The sequence below is a fragment of the Paraburkholderia atlantica genome (genome assembly GCF_009362785.1).
GTDB classification, from domain to species: Bacteria; Pseudomonadota; Gammaproteobacteria; order Burkholderiales; family Burkholderiaceae; genus Paraburkholderia; species Paraburkholderia atlantica.
Map to the genome: position 1 here is coordinate 386,669 of NZ_WHNQ01000002.1, position 16,797 is coordinate 403,465.

Below are 16,797 nucleotides of genomic sequence, written 5' to 3' on the forward strand. Positions count from 1 at the left end.
AGCTCACCCGTGAATCGAACGCGGCACGAGCACACTGCGTGCCCTTGACGCAATCTCAATAATATGTTCCCATTGCGCACTATGTACCGCGCCCAGACCACCCTATCGCTACTACTAGCCCGCTCTACCGGGCTAGGTCTGCTGCTGCGCGCGTCCGCTTCTCTCTGATACACCGAAGCATCGCTTGAATCCCCAGTAACTGACCAGCCCCGGTTCCCGACCGGCGGCCCAGTATCGCGTTTTCGTCGTCCGGTCGACACCCGTTCCACGGTCTCTCCCTCGGATGATGAAAATGTTGAAAAACCCCGCTACCAAGTACCGTTCGTTCAAGCCGATCAATTTGACGGATCGCCAGTGGCCGTCGCGCACCATCACGCGTGCGCCGATCTGGATGAGCACCGACCTGCGCGACGGCAACCAGGCGCTGTTCGAGCCGATGAACGCCGAGCGCAAGATGCGCATGTTCAAGACGCTGGTGCAGATCGGCTTCAAGGAAATCGAAGTCGGGTTTCCGTCGGCGTCGCAGACCGATTTCGACTTCGTGCGCGAGCTGATCCAGGGCGGCCATATTCCCGACGACGTGACGATCGAAGTGCTCACGCAGGCGCGCGACGATCTGATCGAGCGCACGTTCGACTCGTTGCGCGGCGCCCCGCGCGCGATCGTCCACCTGTACAACGCGACCGCGCCGGACTTCCGCAAGATCGTGTTCGGCCTCGAAAAGAGCGGCGTGATCGAACTCGCGCAGAAGGCCGCGCGCACGGTGAAGCGTCTCGCCGACGCGCAGCCGGAAACGCACTTCACGCTGCAATACAGCCCGGAAGTGTTCAGCGGCACCGAACTCGAATTCGCGAAGGAAGTCTGCGACGCGGTGTTCGACATCTGGCAACCGACGCCCGAGCACAAGGCGATCGTCAATCTGCCGGCCACCGTCGAGATGGCCACGCCGAACGTCTACGCGGACCAGATCGAATGGATGCACCGCAATCTCGCGCGCCGCGATTCGCTGATCGTCTCCGTCCACCCTCATAACGACCGCGGTACCGCCGTCGCCGCCGCGGAGCTCGCCGTGATGGCGGGCGCGGATCGCGTCGAAGGCTGCCTGTTCGGCAACGGCGAGCGCACCGGCAATGTCGATCTCGTCACGCTCGCGTTGAATCTGTACACGCAGGGCGTCGATCCCGAACTCGATTTCTCGAACATCAACGAAGTCGCGCGCACAGCCGAGGAATGCACGCAGTTGCCGATCCATCCGCGTCATCCGTATGTCGGCGACCTCGTCTTCACCGCGTTCTCGGGCTCGCACCAGGACGCGATCAAGAAGGGCTTCGCCGCGCAGAAGCCGGACGCCATCTGGGAAGTGCCGTACATGCCGATCGATCCGAGCGACCTCGGCCGCACCTACGACTCCGTGATTCGCGTGAACAGCCAGTCGGGCAAGGGCGGCATCGCGTATCTGCTCGAGCAGAGCTACGGCGTCGTGTTGCCGCGCCGCCTGCAGGTCGATTTCAGCTCGGCCGTGCAGCGCTTCACCGACGACAGCGGCCAGGAAGTCACGCCCGCGCAGATCTGGGAACTGTTCCAGCAGGAATACGTGCGCACGGCTGAGCCGGTCCGCTATATCAGCCACAGCCTGTCCGAGCATGACGGCCGGGAGCACATCAAGCTCAACGTCGAAATCAACGGCACGCCGCGCGTGCTGACGGGCGCCGGTAACGGCCCGCTCGATGCGCTGATGCAAGCGTTCGACGTGCCCGTGCGCATCCAGCACTACGAGGAACGCGCGCTCACGCAGGGCGCCGATGCGCGCGCGATCGCGATCGCCGAAATGGCCGGCGCCGATGTGGCCGGCAGCGCGTTCGGCGTCGGTGTCGATGCGAACCTGATCACCGCGTCGATTCGCGCGGTGATCAGCGGCGTGAATCGCGCGTATGCACGCGTGAACGCGGATGCGCAGGAGCGTTTCTTCGACGCCGCGCTGAGCGACGCGACGGTGTGAGGCCAGGGTCTGCCGCGTTGAACGTGCGGCGCGCCGCATGTTCAACGGGCTGACGGCAACGAAGAAGGGGCGTCTCGACGACGCCCCTTCTTTTTACCGTGAATTTATCCGCGTCAGCCCCGGCCGAGGTTCACTGAAACACGTCCCGGCCGAAGTACTTCAGCGAAATCCGCTGATATGTACCGTCTTTTCTGATGCGGGCGAGCGCGTCGTCGATCGCGAGGCGCAGCTTTGGATTGCCCTTGCGGATCAATACCGCCGACTTGTCGCTGCTATCGGGCGACGTATCGACCGCGACGACCTTGATCCTCGCGTCGGGCACGCGCTTCTTATAGTCGAGAAACGACAATGAATCGTTGACGGTCGCATCGACGCGTCCCGCGACGAGCAGATCGATCGATTCGTCGAAGCCCTGCGCCGGGATCACCTGCGCGCCGTGCGCGGCCGCGATCCTGCCGACGTTGCTGGTCAGCGTATTGGCCGACTTGCGGCCCTTCAGGTCATCGAAAGATCTGATCGTCGTATTGTCCGAGGCGACGATCAACACCGCGTGCGATGTGATGTACGGGTCCGAGTAATCGTATTTGAGCTTGCGCTCGTCGGTGACCGCGACCTCGTTGATCACCGCGTCATAGCGATTGACGTCGAGACCGGCGATCAGCCCGTCCCATTTGCCTTCGATGAATTGCGGCTTGACGCCCAGACGCTGCGCGATCGCGCCGGCGAGTTCGACGTCGAAGCCGGTCAGCTTGCCCGCGTCGTCGTGATAGGTGAACGGTGCGTACGTGCCTTCGGTGCCGATCCGGAACACGCCCGATGCCTTGATTTGCGCGAGGTCGTCGGCGCTCGCCGGATGCGCCAGCACGGCCTGCAATAGCGCGGCCATCGCGAGTGAACGAATCGGCTTCATCGGACGGCTCCGTCTGAGTGGCTGCGCAGGTGGCGGACTGCCGCATTTGGCGAGGGGACGCCGGCGCGCGGCCGGCTGCGTGGGCCGACTGTAGCAAACCGTCCGCGATTTTCAAAATGATTCGCGCGCGATCAGTGCGTCAGTACGTCTCCAGATGCAGCCGCCCTTCCCGCTTCAGCTTCGCCCACAACGCTTCCCAATCGATCTGATGCTGCTCGCCGATGTCCTTGAGCGCCTGCAGCACGCCGTCTTCCATACCTTTGAGGCCGCACACGTAGATATATGTGTTGTCGTCTTTCAGCAGGTTCGCGACGTCGGCCGAACGTTCGCGCATCGCGTCCTGCACGTAGCGCTTCGTCTGTCCCGGCGTGCGCGAAAACGCGAGTGTGGTGTCGATGAAATCCTTCGGCAGATTCGTCAGCGGCCCGAAGTACGGCAGCTCCTCCTTGGTGCGCGCGCCGAAGAACAGCATCAGCTTGCCGGTCGCGCCTTTCAGGCGCTTGCGCCGGCGGTACTCGGTCATTGCGCGCATGGGGGCGGAACCGGTGCCCGTGCAGATCATCAGCAGATGCGAGTTCGGATGATTCGGCATCAGGAAGGTGCTGCCGAACGGGCCGATCACGCTGACCACATCGCCCTTCTTCAGATCGCATAGATAGTTCGAGCAGACGCCGTCGATCGCGTCGCCGTGCTGCTGCGACACGCGCTTGACCGTCAGCGACACGTTGTTATAGCCGGGCCGCTCGCCGTCGCGCGGACTTGCGATCGAGTACTGGCGCGCGTGGTGCACGCGCCCGTCGGCGGCAGCGCCCGGCGGCAGAATGCCGATCGATTGGCCTTCGAGCACCGGAAACGGCATCGAGCCGAAATCGAGCACGATGTGATGGATGTCGCTCGACGTCGCGCTGTCGGTGAGCCGGTAGTTGCCGACCACCGTCGCGGTGGTCGGCGCCTTGTGCGTGTACAGATTCACATACGGCTTCGCAGCCGACCACGGCGGCACGACCGCACCGCGCACGGTGTCGACTTCGAGGCCGTCCGCTTCGGCGGAACTGTCGCCCGCGGCGGATGCGGCCGCCGTTTCTTCAGCCGGCACCGCCATCGTGTTCTGCTCCGGCAGCACGTCCCACGTGAACTGCTCGTCGATCGAATACGCGTCGGCTTTCAGCACCGTGCGCCAGTTGTCGATCGCGCCGGTCGGGCACGGCGGCACGCAGGCCATGCAGCCGTTGCAGACGTCGGCCTTCACGACGTAGTTGTTGCCGTCGTGCGTGATCGCATCGATCGGACAGGTCTCTTCGCAGGTATTGCAGCGAATGCAGATCTCCGGATCGATCAGATGCTGCCGCAGAACTTCGATCGATACTGGGCCGTTCATGACTTCCTCCACCTCGCAATACGGCGCGCGCGGGGCGCGCCTTTCGTGCTTCGCCTGCTTCAGTTGAAGCGCACGTATTCGAAATCGACCGGCTGACGGTTCACGCCCATCGCGGGCGGCGCGATCCAGTTCGCGAACTTGCCCGGCTCCGCGACGCGGCCCATCAGCGACGCGACGAACGCACGGTCTTCCGGCGTGGCGAGCCACTTCGCTTCGTTGGCGGCCCATTCGGCTTCGCTGACGACGCGGCCATCGGGCGACACCCGCGTGCCCGCGAACGTGCCGATCTGCCGATTGAACGCCTTGTGCGGCACCGTCATGCGAAAGTCGATGCCGGCCTTCTCGAGCACCTTGTTCCAACGCCCGACGCCCGAGACCGAGTCTTTGATGTAATCGTCGCGCAGCACTTCGTTCATCGCGTTGAGCATCGGCACTTCGCGCTCGACGAGCTTGCCGTCCTGCACGTCGAGCAGCTTGTAGCTATGCTCGTTCAGCCGATGATCGTCGTCGCGCTTGCCTTCCTCATAGCGGCCCTTCAAACCGGAGCTATAGAACGTCGCCGCGTTCGACGAATGATCGGCGCCGAAAAGGTCGATCGTGACCGAGTAATGGAAGTTCAGATAGCGCTGGATGGTCGGCAGATCGATCACGCCTGCCGCGCGGATCTTCGCGACGTCGTCGGTGCCGAGTTCGTTCATCACCTGAGCGGTGCGCTGGATCACGCGCGACACGCCCGATTCGCCGACGAACATGTGATGCGCTTCCTCGGTCAGCATGAACTTCGTGGTGCGCGCGAGCGGATCGAAACCCGACTCCGCGAGCGCCGACAACTGGAACTTGCCGTCGCGGTCGGTGAAGTACGTGAACATGTAGAACGCGAGCCAGTCCGGCGTCTTCTCGTTGAACGCGCCGAGAATGCGCGGATTGTCGTCGTCGCCCGAGCGCCGGCCAAGCAAGGCTTCGGCTTCCTCGCGACCGTCGCGGCCGAAGTAGCGATGCAGCAGATACACCATCGCCCACAGATGTCGGCCTTCTTCGACGTTGACCTGGAACAGGTTGCGCAGATCGTACAGCGACGGCGCGGTCAGGCCGAGATGACGCTGCTGCTCGACCGAAGCCGGCTCCGTATCGCCCTGCGTGACGATGATGCGGCGCAGGTTCGCGCGATGCTCGCCGGGCACGTCCTGCCACGCGGCTTCACCCTTGTGCTCGCCGAAGTGGATCTTGCGATCCTGCTCGCCCGGCGTGAGGAAAATGCCCCAGCGGTACTCCGGCATCTTCACGTAGTCGAAGTGCGCCCAGCCGCCCGGGTCGACGCTGGTCGCGGTGCGCAGATACACGTCGTAGCCGTGCGAGCCTTCCGGGCCCATATCGCCCCACCACGACAGAAAATTCGGCTGCCACTGTTCGAGCGCACGCTGCAGTGCGCGGTCGTCGGCGAGGTTGACGTTGTTCGGAATCTTTTCGCTGTAGTTGATCGAGGACATGGTCGGTTCCCTGGGTCAATTCCCTGTTCGGAAGCTGCAGTGGCGAGAGGCGCGTATCGGCAGGCGGCGTCGTTTAGTCGGAGTGAGCGCGCGGCATCTCACACGCGCGACACATCGAATTGCGCCTTGCTGCCCTTGCCGTACACCTTGAGCGCACCCTTGTCGCCCACTGCGTTCGGCCGGTTGAAGATCCAGTTCTGCCAGGCGGTGAGACGGCCGAAAATGCGCGTCTCCATCGTCTCCGGCCCATTGAAGCGCAGATTCGCTTCGAGGCCCGTCAACGCATCGGGCGACATCGCCGCGCGCTCTTCGAGCGCGATGCGGATTTCGTCGGCCCAATCGATATCGTCCGGCGACGCGGTGACGAGACCGAGGCGCTCGGCGTCGAGCGCCTTGACCGGCTGGCCGATCAGCGCGCGGACCGCGTCGAGCGGCTCGGCTTCCTCGTAGAAGCGCCGCGCGAGCCGCGACTGATGCGTGACCATCGGATACAGACCGAAGTTGACTTCCGACAGCGTGATCACCGGCTCCTCGTCCTCGTTGTCGGGCAGCGCGGCCATGTAAGTGCGATCGGCGGCGAACGCGAGTTCGGCGAACGTGCCGGCGAAGCACGAACCCGGCTCGATCAGCGTGAAGATGGAACGCGACGACACGTCGAGACGCGCGAGCGTACGGCGCAGCATGCCGATCGTTTCGCGCACGAACCAGTGATCCTTGTGCTGCAGCAGCGTCGCATCGACGGCGAGCAGGTGGCGCGCGTCGCCTTCGGTCTTGAACACCCAGGTGCCGATGTCGAGCGCGTTGGTGCGCATCGACAGGATCGCGTCGTCGAGCTCGCGGGCGAATTGCAGCGGCCACCAGTTGGCGCCAGCCGCGACGATCGCGGCGAGGTCGGTCGGTTGCTCGGTGCGCGGCGCGCGCGCGGTGAAGGTCGCCACCCGTTTCGCGCGATCGATCGTCACATCCACGGTTTGATAGCCGAGGCCGTCTGCGCGATCCGTGCGTTCGATGCGCGTGAGCGCGACGCCCTTTGCATCGGCCGGACGATCGCTATGCGCGCCGAGTTCGAGCGCGCGCGCCTGAATGGCCTGCTCGAACTGGTTCGGCTTCACGACTTCGTCGACGAGACGCCATGCTTTCGCGCGCTCGCCGCGCACACCCTCGACCACCGTGCAGAAGATATCCGCGCGATCGTGGCGCACCTTGCGTTTATCGGTCACGCGCGTGAGACCGCCGGTGCCGGGCAGCACGCCGAGCAGCGGCACTTCCGGCAGCGACACCGAAGAGGAACGATCGTCGATCAGATAGATTTCGTCGCAGGCGAGCGCGAGCTCATAACCGCCGCCCGCGCACGCACCGTTCACCGCGGCCAGAAACTTCAGCCCCGAATGGCGCGACGAATCTTCGAGCCCGTTGCGCGTTTCGTTCGTGAACTTGCAGAAGTTGACCTTCCACGCGTGCGACGACAGCCCCAGCATGAAGATGTTCGCGCCCGAGCAGAACACCCGGTCCTTCAGGCTCGTCACCACCACCGTGCGAACTTCCGGATGCTCGAAGCGGATGCGTTGGATCGCATCGTGCAGCTCGATGTCGACGCCGAGGTCATACGAATTGAGCTTCAGCTTGTAGCCGTCGCGAATGCCGCCGTCCTCGGCGATGTCGATGCCGAGCGTCGCGACCGGGCCGTTGAAGCTCAGCTTCCAATGCCTGTACTGCGACGGCTCGGTGCGGTAGTCGACCGGCGCGGCCTCGGCAACGGCGGTGGGGGCTGTGGACATGGGGCGTCTCCTGACTGGACGATGCGATCTGTTTTTTTGAACAATAGTGCATCATCATACACACGTAAAGCACTTTAATGCACTTTTACGTGGAAACCCTGGCGCCCCGATCGGTCAGTTCACCCGCGTTTCGTCTGGCGCTTCCGCCGCGAGCCGCGCGGCGAGACGGTCACGCAACTGCAGGTAAGCATCGGCGAGCGTCTTTTCGCTGGTGTCGAACGTCATGTCGGCGCGCCCGTACAGCTCGGCGCGCCCCGCGAGGATGCGTTTCAGGTCGTCCATCGCTTCGCGGTTGCCGGACATCGGCCGCAGATCGCCTTGCGCGACGACGCGGCGCATGTGTTCCTCGGGCGTCGCCTGCAACCACACGGTGAAGCAGTGCGACAGCAGCACGTTGAACGTGCCCGATTCCGACACGAGCCCGCCCGGCGATGCGATCACCGCGCGCGAATGCTCGTGGATCACCGCTTCGAGCGCGCGCTGCTCATAGCGTCGATACGCGCTCGCGCCGTACAGCGAATGAATCTCCGACGGCGGACAGCCCGCGAGCTGTTCGATCACGCGCGTGAGTTCGATGAACGGCACCTTGCGCTCCTGCGCGAGCATGCGTCCGAGGGTCGACTTACCCGCGCCGCGCAGACCGATCAGCGCGATGCGGTCCTTGCGATGCGGGTCGCGCGGCGCCTGCGCGAACATCTCCGCAAGCGCGATGCGCGCGCGCTGCAGCGCCGCCTGGTCGCGCCCCTGCAACAGTTCGCGGATCAGCAGCCATTCGGCGGACGCGGTGGTTTCGTCGCCGATCACCTCGGCGAGCGGACAGTTCAGCGTGGCCGCGAGCTGCCGCAGCACCAGCACCGACGCATTGCCGACACCCGATTCGAGATTCGCCAGATGCCGCTCCGACAAACCGGTTTCGGCCGCCAACGTCTTGCGCGTCATGCCGCGGCGCGCGCGCAGCAAGCGTACTCGTTCGCCCATCGCGGTCAGAAACGGGTCGCGTTCTTCGCGCTCGCCGCCGCGCTCGGCCGTGCGTTCACCCGCGCGTTCGGGAGGTTCGGCGCGGGCCGCGTCGTCGTCGGTTGCGTCCAACGGTGGGGGAGGATACTTTTGGTTCATGTTTTGCGACCTCTTGACTACGACACATGTACTATAGTGCTTGACACGCACCAGGTGAACGGTTTAATTTTCGCCAAAAGCTGATCCAATCACAAACACAGTCGCGCGCCGCGCTTGCAGTCCGGCCGCGTCACGGAGACGGCGCCGCACTGCGCATGCACCAAAGTTCCGCGGGCCGGCCATCCGGCGATCGGCGGCGGGACATCCGGCCTGCGTGAGCGCGCTTCTGGAGGCTCGCATGTCCGCACAGGAATTCCAGCGCCTGATTGCAGGCGTCACTGGGCAACTCGCCGGGCGGCCGCTCGACGCCGCGCTCGCCGACTGGCTGAACGACACCTGGCCTGCCGACAGCCCCACCTTTCACGAACTCGCGAACGCGTGCCGCAGCGGTGTCGCCGAAGGCTGGCTGTGCAATCGCGAGGCCGGCGGCATCCGCTACGGCCGCATCTTCAAGGCGCTGCCCGACACGCACGGCTTTTCCGTCGACGTCGTCGATATGCAGGACATTGCCGGTCCGCACCACGTCCATCCGCACGGCGAGATCGATCTGATCATGCCGCTCACCGAAGGCGCGACGTTCGACGGCCATCCGGCCGGCTGGTGCGTGTACGGCCCCGGCTCCGCGCATCGTCCGACCGTCGCGAACGGCGAGGCGCTGGTGCTGTATCTGCTGCCGCAAGGGGCGATCGAATTCACGCGCGCGTGAGCCGCGAGCGCCAGGCATCGAGCGGATCACGAGCACACAAAAGCCGGACCGCGTCCACGGATGGAGGAGACATATGGAAACCCTGCTGGAAACGAGCGCGCGCGAGCCGGTTGCGCCGCCGCCCCCGCTGTTCAACTTCGCGAGGCATCTGTTCCAGCTGAACGAAGCGCGCGCGAGCAAAGTCGCTTATATCGACGATCACGGCGCGACGACCTACGGCGAACTCGAACAGCGCGCGCGGCGCTGCGCCAGCGCACTGCTGGCGCTCGGCGTGCATCCCGAGGAGCGCGTGCTGCTCGTGATGCTCGACACCGTATCGTTGCCAGTCGCGTTTCTCGGCGCGCTGTACGCCGGCATCGTGCCGGTCGTCGCGAACACCTTGCTGACAGCCGCCGACTATACGTACATGCTGACGCACAGCCATGCGCGAGCCGTGATCGTGTCGGAACCGTTGCTCCCCAACGTGACGGAGGCGCTGAGCAGCATCGACGACGACGGCTGCCAGCTGATCGTCTCGCAGCCTGACGCTTCCACCGAAAAGCCGCTTACGGCGCCGCGCTTCGAAACGTTGGTCGACACCGCGCCGCCCGCGCTCAAAGGCTGCGCGAGCAACGCGGACGACATCGCCTTCTGGCTCTACTCGTCAGGCTCGACCGGCAAGCCGAAAGGCACCGTCCACACGCACGCGAATCTGTACTGGACCGCCGAGCTGTATGCGAAGCCGGTGCTCGGCATCGTCGAGAGCGACGTGGTGTTTTCTGCGGCGAAGCTGTTCTTCGCATATGGGCTCGGCAACGCGCTGACGTTTCCGCTGTCGGTCGGCGCGACCGCGATCCTGATGGCCGAACGGCCGACCGCCGACGCGATCTTCACGCGCCTCGTCAAGCATCGTCCGACGGTGTTCTACGGCGTGCCGACCTTGTACGCGAACATGCTGGTGTCGCCCAATCTTCCCGCGCGCGCCGACGTCGCGATCCGCGTATGCGCGTCGGCCGGCGAGGCATTGCCGCGCGACGTCGGCGAACGCTTCACCGCGCACTTCGGCGCCGAGATTCTCGACGGCATCGGTTCGACGGAGATGCTGCACATCTTCCTGTCGAATCGCGCGGGCGAAGTCGAATACGGCACGACCGGGCGCCCCGTGCCCGGCTACGAAGTCGAGTTGCGCGACGAAGCTGGGCGGCCGGTGCCCGATGACGAAGTCGGCGACCTGTTCATCAAGGGGCCGAGCGCGGCGCTGATGTACTGGAGCAATCGCGAGAAAACGCGCGCGACGTTTCTCGGCGAATGGATCAGGAGCGGCGACAAGTACCGGCGTCTCGCGAACGGCTGTTATGTGTACGCGGGCCGCAGCGACGACATGCTGAAAGTAAGCGGCCAGTACGTGTCGCCGGTCGAGGTCGAGATGGTGCTCGTCGCGCATCCGGCGGTGCTCGAAGCGGCGGTGGTCGGCGTCGATCATGGCGGACTCGTCAAAACGCGCGCGTTCGTCGTGCTCAAGCGCGACTTCATGCCGTCCGAGATGCTCGCGGACGAGCTGAAGGCCTTCGTCAAGGAACGGCTCGCGCCGCATAAGTATCCGCGCGACATCGTGTTCACCGACGATCTGCCGAAGACCGCCACCGGCAAGATTCAACGCTTCAAACTGCGCGAACTGTCATAGGTGATTCATTGATGCACAACCGAGGTGCCGCCCCTGCTACTCCCTCCGCGAATGCCGCCAGCGGCTTCGCCGAACTGCCGGCAGCCGCGTCGCATGGGCCGCTGCGCATCGAGTACCGCTGGGTCAACGAGCAGGCGAATGCTCAACACGACGATCCGCCGATCGCGGTCTTCCTGCACGAAGGTCTCGGCTCGATCGCGATGTGGCGCGACTGGCCGCCGACGTTGTGCGAGCGGCTCGGCATGCGCGGGCTCGTCTATTCGCGGCCCGGCTACGGACTCTCGACACCGCGAGCGCCTCAAGACAAATGGCCGGTCGATTTCATGACCGCACAGGCGCGCGACGTTCTCCCCGCCTTGCTCGACGCGCTCGATATCGACCTGCGGCAACGCCAGCGCATGTGGGTAATCGGCCATAGCGACGGCGGCTCGATCGCACTGCTGTACGCGGCGCTGTATCCCGATGCGCTCGCGGGCGCGGTCGTGATCGCACCGCACGTATTCGTCGAAGACATCTCGGTGCAAAGCATCGCCCAGACGAAGCAGCTTTACGAAACCACCGAGCTGCGCGCGAAGCTCGCCCGCTATCACGCGGACGTCGATTCCGCGTTCTACGGCTGGAACGATATCTGGCTCGATCCCGAGTTCAGGCAGTGGTCGATCGTCGAGGCGCTCGCGCCGATCCGGCGACCGCTGCTCGCGATCCAGGGCCACGACGACAACTACGGCACGATGGCGCAGATCGACACGATCGCCGCGCGCGTGCCGCACGCGCAACTCGTCAAGCTCGACGCATGCGGACACTCGCCGCATCGCGATGTGCCCGCCGCGCTCAATGACGCGATCGCGGCGTTCGTTCGCGCGCAGCGATAAGCGGCGCCCCACCTGTTACCGATACTTCATAAAAATTACACGGATCGGCGATTATGCTGCTGCATCGCTGACCTCGGCACTCGATGGCGAGGCATCCCTTCCCCGCCCGGAGACAGTGCCATGCCTTTCGTGTCGAAGCCGATTCGCGCGCCGCGTCGCAAACGTTTGACCGGCGCCGTGACGGTCATCGCGCTGTGCGCGCTGGCAGGAGCATGCAGCAACGACGACCCGCCCGCGAGCACGAACACGATCAGTTCAACGGAGCATTCCGCCGCTAACTCCGGCGACCCATCGATCGCCCCGCCGCCGGCCGACTCCGCGCCGCCGACGCTGACGATCCAGACACCAGCGGCACCCGCATCCGAAGCCGGCACGGCGCTGTCCGCCGCCGCGCCGCCGCTTGCCCGCCCGATCATCCATACCGTCGATTGAGCATCGCGCCGCGCGCGGCGGTTAGCTTGCCTGCGCGTGTCCGACGCAGCATTGCCGTTCAGTACCGCAAGTCGTCTTCCCCGTGCCTTTTTCCTCCACCGAAGATCAAAGCCACAACCATGACATCAACAAATCGCCGTGATTTTCTGCGCTCGGCCGCGCAAGCCGCCGGTTCCTTCACCGCGTTGAGCATGCTGCCGCCGGGCATCCGCAATGCGCTCGCGATTCCAGCGAACAACCGCACCGGCACCATCCGCGACGTCGAGCACATCGTCGTGCTGATGCAGGAGAACCGTTCGTTCGACCACTACTTCGGCACGCTGAAGGGCGTGCGCGGCTTCGGCGACACCCGCGCGATCAGCCTCGCTAACGGTCAACCGGTGTGGTATCAGCCGCTCACCACCGATACCACCGGCGCCAGCTACGTGCTGCCGTTCCGGCCGAGCGCGCCGAACCTCGGCCTGCAATTCCTGCAGGATCTCGCGCACGACTGGGGCACCACGCACGCCGCATGGAACGGCGGCCGCAACGATCAGTGGGTACCGTCGAAAGGCGCGACCACGATGGCCTACCTGACGCGCGACGACATCCCGTTCCACTATCAGCTCGCCGACGCATTCACGATCTGCGACGCGTACCACTGCTCACTGATGGGACCGACCGATCCGAACCGCTACTACATGTGGAGCGGCTGGGTCGGCAACGACGGCAGCGGCGGCGGTCCGGTGATCGACAACTCGGAGCTCGGCTACGGCTGGTCGACCTTCCCCGAAGTGCTGCAGAACGCGGGCATCTCGTGGAAGATCTATCAGGACATCGGCACCGGGCTCGACGCGAACGGCTCGTGGGGCTGGACGCAGAACGCGTACATCGGCAACTACGGCGACAACTCGCTGCTCTATTTCAACCAGTACCGCAACGCGCAGCCGGGCAACCCGCTGTACGACAACGCGCGCACCGGCACCAACGCAGCGAACGGCGACGGCTACTTCGACATCCTGAAGCGCGACGTGCAAAACGGCACGCTGCCGCAGGTGTCGTGGATCGTCGCGCCCGAAGCGTACAGCGAACATCCGAACTGGCCGACCAACTACGGCGCGTGGTACATCGACCAGGTGCTGCAGATCCTCACGTCGAACCCGGACGTGTGGAGCAAGACCGTGCTGCTGATCAACTACGACGAGAACGACGGCTTCTTCGATCACATCGCTGCACCGTTCGCGGCGGCGTCGAGCGCGAACGGTCTGTCGACCGTCGACATCACGAAAGACATCTATGCTGGCGATCCGAAGAACGTCGCCGGGCCGTACGGGCTCGGACCGCGCGTGCCGATGCTGGTGGTGTCGCCGTGGTCCAAAGGCGGCTACGTGTGCTCGGAAGTGTTCGACCACACGTCGGTGATCCGCTTCATCGAAAAGCGCTTCGGCCGCGAGCACGATCTCGGCGAATCGAACATCACGCCGTGGCGCCGCGCGGTGTGCGGCGATCTGACCTCCGCGTTCAACTTCGCGAATCCGAACGCGTCGGTGCCGTCGCTGCCGAGCACGAGCGGCTACGTGCCGCCCGACCAGAACCGTCACCAGGACTACGTGCCGCAAGCGCCGACGGTGCAGACGGTGCCCAAGCAGGAAGCGGGTGTGCGCCCGGCTCGCGCGCTGCCGTACGAACTGTTCGTGCGCGTCGACGAAGGCTCGAACGGCAAGCTGACGATGCGCTTCGTCAATACGGGCCGAGTGGGCGCGGTGTTCCTCGTGTACGCGGCCAATAGCGCCGACGCGCCGCGCAGTTATACCGTCGAAGCGGGCAAGTCTCTGCAGGACACGCTGCTCGTCAACGCGGATGGCAGCTACGACTTCAGCGTGCACGGACCGAACGGTTTCCTGCGCCGCTTCGCGGGCAAGGTGGTCGCGCGCAACTGGTGGAATGGCTCGGATACCGCACGGCCGGCCGTCGCCGAAGGCTACGATGTCGCAAACGGCAATCTGCAACTGCGGCTCGAGAACGTGGGCAGCGCGCGTTGCCGGTTCACGATCGTCAACGCGTACGACAACAACCATGTGATCAAGCATTGGGTGCGCGGCGGCGACACCGACAATCTGTACCTCGATCTGCGCAAAGCATACGGCTGGTACGATCTCGCGATCACCGTCGATACCGACCCGACGTTCGCGCGCCGCATCGCCGGTCATGTCGAGACGGGCAATGACAGCATCAGCGACCCGGCGCTGGGCCGCTGAGCGTCGCTGTCACCCACGGCTGTAAAAGCAACGGCCGCTGGCTCTTCGAGCACAGCGGCCGCTTTTATCCGGCTATCGAGCGGGAAACCGCAGCCCCGCAAACCCACGCGAGCGTCTACGCTTCGAAATCGAGCCCGCCGATCAACGTAACCGGCTCACCCTGCGTATGCGTCGAGAAATCGAGTTCGCGCGCCTGGGTCCACGCGTTGAGCTTGCGCGGCAGCGCGGCCAGATATCGGGCGAAACGCGTCGCGCCCTGCTCCCCCATCAGTCTTTCTATTTCATCGCTGTCCCAGGTCAGATACAGATTCAACGGATGCGGGTAATGGCCGAGTTCGTCGAGCGGCGTCGCGTGAATCCGCAGGCGGGTGGGCTGCCCCTGTTCGCCATGCGGCAGCACGTCGGTGTGCACGGTCTTCGCGACACACGAGGCGATCGCCTCGGCAATGCGCGGCGCGAACTCCTGGTCGAAACGAATTGCACTGTCGGGGCGCATTCCAAGTCTCCGCTGTGATTCTCGTCGTGGGTGGGTCATCGTAGCAGACTCAGTTTTTCACCGGCGGGGTCGCGTCCGGGTCGTGCGTCACCGCCTCGCGCAGTGCCTTGCGGATCACCTTGCCGGTGGCCGTCATCGGCAGGCTTTCGACGAAGCGAATCTCGCGCGGATATTCGTGCGCAGCCAGACGCGTCTTTACGTGCTGCTGGATCTCGCGCACCACCGCATCGTCACCGACGAAGCCCGCTTTCAGCACGACGAACGCCATCACGATTTCTGTGCGCTCGCGATCGGGCACGCCGACCACGGCCGCCATCGCGACGGCGGGATGACGCAGCAGCGAATCTTCGATCGACGCCGGCCCGATCCGGTAGCCGGCGCTCGTGATCACGTCGTCGCCGCGCCCGACGAAGCGAATGAAGCCGTCCACGTCGCGCGTGCCGAGATCGCCGGTCAGCAGAAACTTGCCGCGGAATTTCTCGCGCGTCGCCGCCTCGTTGCGCCAGTAGCCGACAAACATCACCGGATCGGGCGAGGCCACGGCGATATCGCCGATCGCGCCGGGCGGCAGTTCGTTGCCGACGGCATCGACGATCGCGACATGGTGCCCCGGCACCGCGCGCCCGATCGCGCCGAAGCGCGGCTCGAACAGCGCCGCGCACGACGACACGACGACGTTGCACTCGGTCTGTCCGTAGAACTCGTTGATCGTGACGCCGAGCGCGTCGCGCCCCCAGCCGATCAGTTCCTCGCCCAGCGATTCGCCGCCGCTCGCGACCGATCGCAATGCAAGCCGCAGATGAGCGGGCCGCTCGACGCCACGCATCATCTTCAGCGCGGTCGGCGGTAAAAACGCATGGGAGACCGCGTGACGCGCGAGCAGATCGAACGCGGCGTGGCCGTCGAATTTCGCAAAACGGCGCGCGAGCACCGCGACGCCGTGATGCCACGACGGCAGCAGCACGTCGAACAGACCGCCGATCCACGCCCAGTCCGCGGGCGTCCACATCAGCGTCGCGTGGGCGGGAAAGCCCTGCTGCGACATCTCGACGCCGGGCAGATGCCCGAGCAACACGCGATGCCCGTGCAACGCGCCCTTCGGTTTTCCGGTCGTGCCCGACGTATAGATGATGATCGCCGGATCGTCCGCGGCGGTATCGACCGGCGTGAACTCAGCGGGAGCGCCATGCAACGCCTGCCAGAACGACCGCACGGGTGCGCCCGATGCTTCGTCATCCTGCTCGATATCGACGCTGAACACGTGTCGCAAGCCGGGCAGCGGGCCGCGGATTTCGTCGATTTTTTGCACGCCGGCCTGATCGGTGATCAGCGCGAGCGCACCGCTGTCGCCGAGCCGATGCTCGAGCGCGTCCACGCCGAACAGCGCGAACAACGGCACCGCGACCAGGCCTGCCTTGTAGGCCGCGAGATGCGCGATGGCCGTTTCGATCGATTGCGACAGGAAGATGCCGATGCGCTCGCCGCGCCGCGCGCCCGCCGCGAGCAGCGCATTGGCGAAGCGGTCGGACAGGGCTTTCAGTTCATCAAACGTATAGCGGGTCGCGCGGCCGTCGGCATCTTCGTAGATCAGCGCTAGACGCCCCGAGCCATCGGCCCACTTGTCGCATGCGTCGACGCCGATGTTATAGCGCGGTGGAATGCGCCACGTGAAATGGGCCGTGAGCGAATCGTAAGTCTCGCCATCGAGGTTCATCGTGTCTCC

At 65.0% G+C, this 16,797-nt stretch carries 13 protein-coding genes; 6 read left to right on the top strand and 7 right to left on the bottom strand.

Translation table 11 applies throughout. The features are described 5' to 3' along the window. Positions 1 to 292: 292 nt before the first annotated feature. Entirely contained in the window at positions 293 to 1,999 is a 1,707-nt protein-coding gene (gene leuA / locus GCT19_RS04045; protein WP_026228657.1) for a 2-isopropylmalate synthase, read from the top strand. Between the two features lie 130 nt (positions 2,000 to 2,129). Here the strand turns inward: leuA and GCT19_RS04050 are convergent, their stop codons facing one another. From GCT19_RS04050 to GCT19_RS04070, 5 genes are all read right to left on the bottom strand, one after another. Beyond that, positions 2,130 to 2,909, bottom strand: a complete 780-nt coding sequence (locus GCT19_RS04050; protein ID WP_018435277.1) for an amino acid ABC transporter substrate-binding protein — start codon at positions 2,907 to 2,909, stop codon at positions 2,130 to 2,132. Between the two features lie 139 nt (positions 2,910 to 3,048). After that, on the bottom strand, positions 3,049 to 4,287 hold the full coding sequence (boxA, locus tag GCT19_RS04055; protein ID WP_018435276.1) for a benzoyl-CoA 2,3-epoxidase subunit BoxA: 1,239 nt from the start codon (positions 4,285 to 4,287) through the stop codon (positions 3,049 to 3,051). Positions 4,288 to 4,346: 59 nt separating this feature from the next. After that, positions 4,347 to 5,774, bottom strand: coding sequence for a benzoyl-CoA 2,3-epoxidase subunit BoxB (gene boxB, locus GCT19_RS04060; protein WP_152851069.1), 1,428 nt, complete (start codon positions 5,772 to 5,774; stop codon positions 4,347 to 4,349). Positions 5,775 to 5,872: 98 nt separating this feature from the next. Continuing rightward, positions 5,873 to 7,552, bottom strand: coding sequence for a 2,3-epoxybenzoyl-CoA dihydrolase (gene boxC, locus GCT19_RS04065; RefSeq protein ID WP_152851070.1), 1,680 nt, complete (start codon positions 7,550 to 7,552; stop codon positions 5,873 to 5,875). Between the two features lie 114 nt (positions 7,553 to 7,666). Continuing rightward, positions 7,667 to 8,668, bottom strand: a complete 1,002-nt coding sequence (locus GCT19_RS04070) for a helix-turn-helix transcriptional regulator (RefSeq protein ID WP_152851071.1) — start codon at positions 8,666 to 8,668, stop codon at positions 7,667 to 7,669. Between the two features lie 238 nt (positions 8,669 to 8,906). On the opposite strand from GCT19_RS04070, the gene GCT19_RS04075 reads away from it, so the two are divergent. The 5 genes from GCT19_RS04075 (at position 8,907) to GCT19_RS04095 (ending at position 14,578) form a co-directional block, all read left to right on the top strand. Then, complete coding sequence (locus GCT19_RS04075; RefSeq protein WP_152851072.1) at positions 8,907 to 9,374, top strand: DUF4863 family protein; 468 nt, start codon at positions 8,907 to 8,909, stop codon at positions 9,372 to 9,374. A 73-nt stretch (positions 9,375 to 9,447) separates the two neighbouring features. Next, positions 9,448 to 11,037, top strand: coding sequence for a benzoate-CoA ligase family protein (locus GCT19_RS04080; protein ID WP_018435271.1), 1,590 nt, complete (start codon positions 9,448 to 9,450; stop codon positions 11,035 to 11,037). 11 nt (positions 11,038 to 11,048) lie between these two features. After that, entirely contained in the window at positions 11,049 to 11,909 is an 861-nt protein-coding gene (locus tag GCT19_RS04085; protein WP_152851073.1) for an alpha/beta fold hydrolase, read from the top strand. Positions 11,910 to 12,029: 120 nt separating this feature from the next. Next, complete coding sequence (locus GCT19_RS04090) at positions 12,030 to 12,341, top strand: hypothetical protein (RefSeq protein ID WP_152851074.1); 312 nt, start codon at positions 12,030 to 12,032, stop codon at positions 12,339 to 12,341. A 119-nt stretch (positions 12,342 to 12,460) separates the two neighbouring features. Further along, positions 12,461 to 14,578 carry a phosphocholine-specific phospholipase C gene (locus GCT19_RS04095; RefSeq protein ID WP_152851075.1) on the top strand — a complete coding sequence of 706 codons (2,118 nt, stop codon included), beginning with the start codon at positions 12,461 to 12,463 and terminating at the stop codon, positions 14,576 to 14,578. 115 nt (positions 14,579 to 14,693) lie between these two features. Here the strand turns inward: GCT19_RS04095 and GCT19_RS04100 are convergent, their stop codons facing one another. Together GCT19_RS04100 and GCT19_RS04105 are read right to left on the bottom strand one after the other, a co-directional pair. Beyond that, a complete protein-coding gene (locus tag GCT19_RS04100; RefSeq protein WP_018435267.1) occupies positions 14,694 to 15,074 on the bottom strand; it encodes a DUF5594 family protein in 381 nt (126 codons plus the stop codon). 49 nt (positions 15,075 to 15,123) lie between these two features. After that, entirely contained in the window at positions 15,124 to 16,788 is a 1,665-nt protein-coding gene (locus GCT19_RS04105; protein WP_152851076.1) for an acyl-CoA synthetase, read from the bottom strand. Between the last annotated feature and the right edge of the window lie 9 nt (positions 16,789 to 16,797).

Bases quoted from the DNA above. Each gene is read 5' to 3' on its own strand.
- leuA (WP_026228657.1), top strand. From the start codon at position 293: ATGTTGAAAAACCCCGCTACCAAGTACCGTTCGTTCAAGCCGATCAAT.
- GCT19_RS04050 (WP_018435277.1), bottom strand. From the start codon at position 2,909: ATGAAGCCGATTCGTTCACTCGCGATGGCCGCGCTATTGCAGGCCGTG.
- boxA (WP_018435276.1), bottom strand. From the start codon at position 4,287: ATGAACGGCCCAGTATCGATCGAAGTTCTGCGGCAGCATCTGATCGAT.
- boxB (WP_152851069.1), bottom strand. From the start codon at position 5,774: ATGTCCTCGATCAACTACAGCGAAAAGATTCCGAACAACGTCAACCTC.
- boxC (WP_152851070.1), bottom strand. From the start codon at position 7,552: ATGTCCACAGCCCCCACCGCCGTTGCCGAGGCCGCGCCGGTCGACTAC.
- GCT19_RS04070 (WP_152851071.1), bottom strand. From the start codon at position 8,668: ATGAACCAAAAGTATCCTCCCCCACCGTTGGACGCAACCGACGACGAC.
- GCT19_RS04075 (WP_152851072.1), top strand. From the start codon at position 8,907: ATGTCCGCACAGGAATTCCAGCGCCTGATTGCAGGCGTCACTGGGCAA.
- GCT19_RS04080 (WP_018435271.1), top strand. From the start codon at position 9,448: ATGGAAACCCTGCTGGAAACGAGCGCGCGCGAGCCGGTTGCGCCGCCG.
- GCT19_RS04085 (WP_152851073.1), top strand. From the start codon at position 11,049: ATGCACAACCGAGGTGCCGCCCCTGCTACTCCCTCCGCGAATGCCGCC.
- GCT19_RS04090 (WP_152851074.1), top strand. From the start codon at position 12,030: ATGCCTTTCGTGTCGAAGCCGATTCGCGCGCCGCGTCGCAAACGTTTG.
- GCT19_RS04095 (WP_152851075.1), top strand. From the start codon at position 12,461: ATGACATCAACAAATCGCCGTGATTTTCTGCGCTCGGCCGCGCAAGCC.
- GCT19_RS04100 (WP_018435267.1), bottom strand. From the start codon at position 15,074: ATGCGCCCCGACAGTGCAATTCGTTTCGACCAGGAGTTCGCGCCGCGC.
- GCT19_RS04105 (WP_152851076.1), bottom strand. From the start codon at position 16,788: ATGAACCTCGATGGCGAGACTTACGATTCGCTCACGGCCCATTTCACG.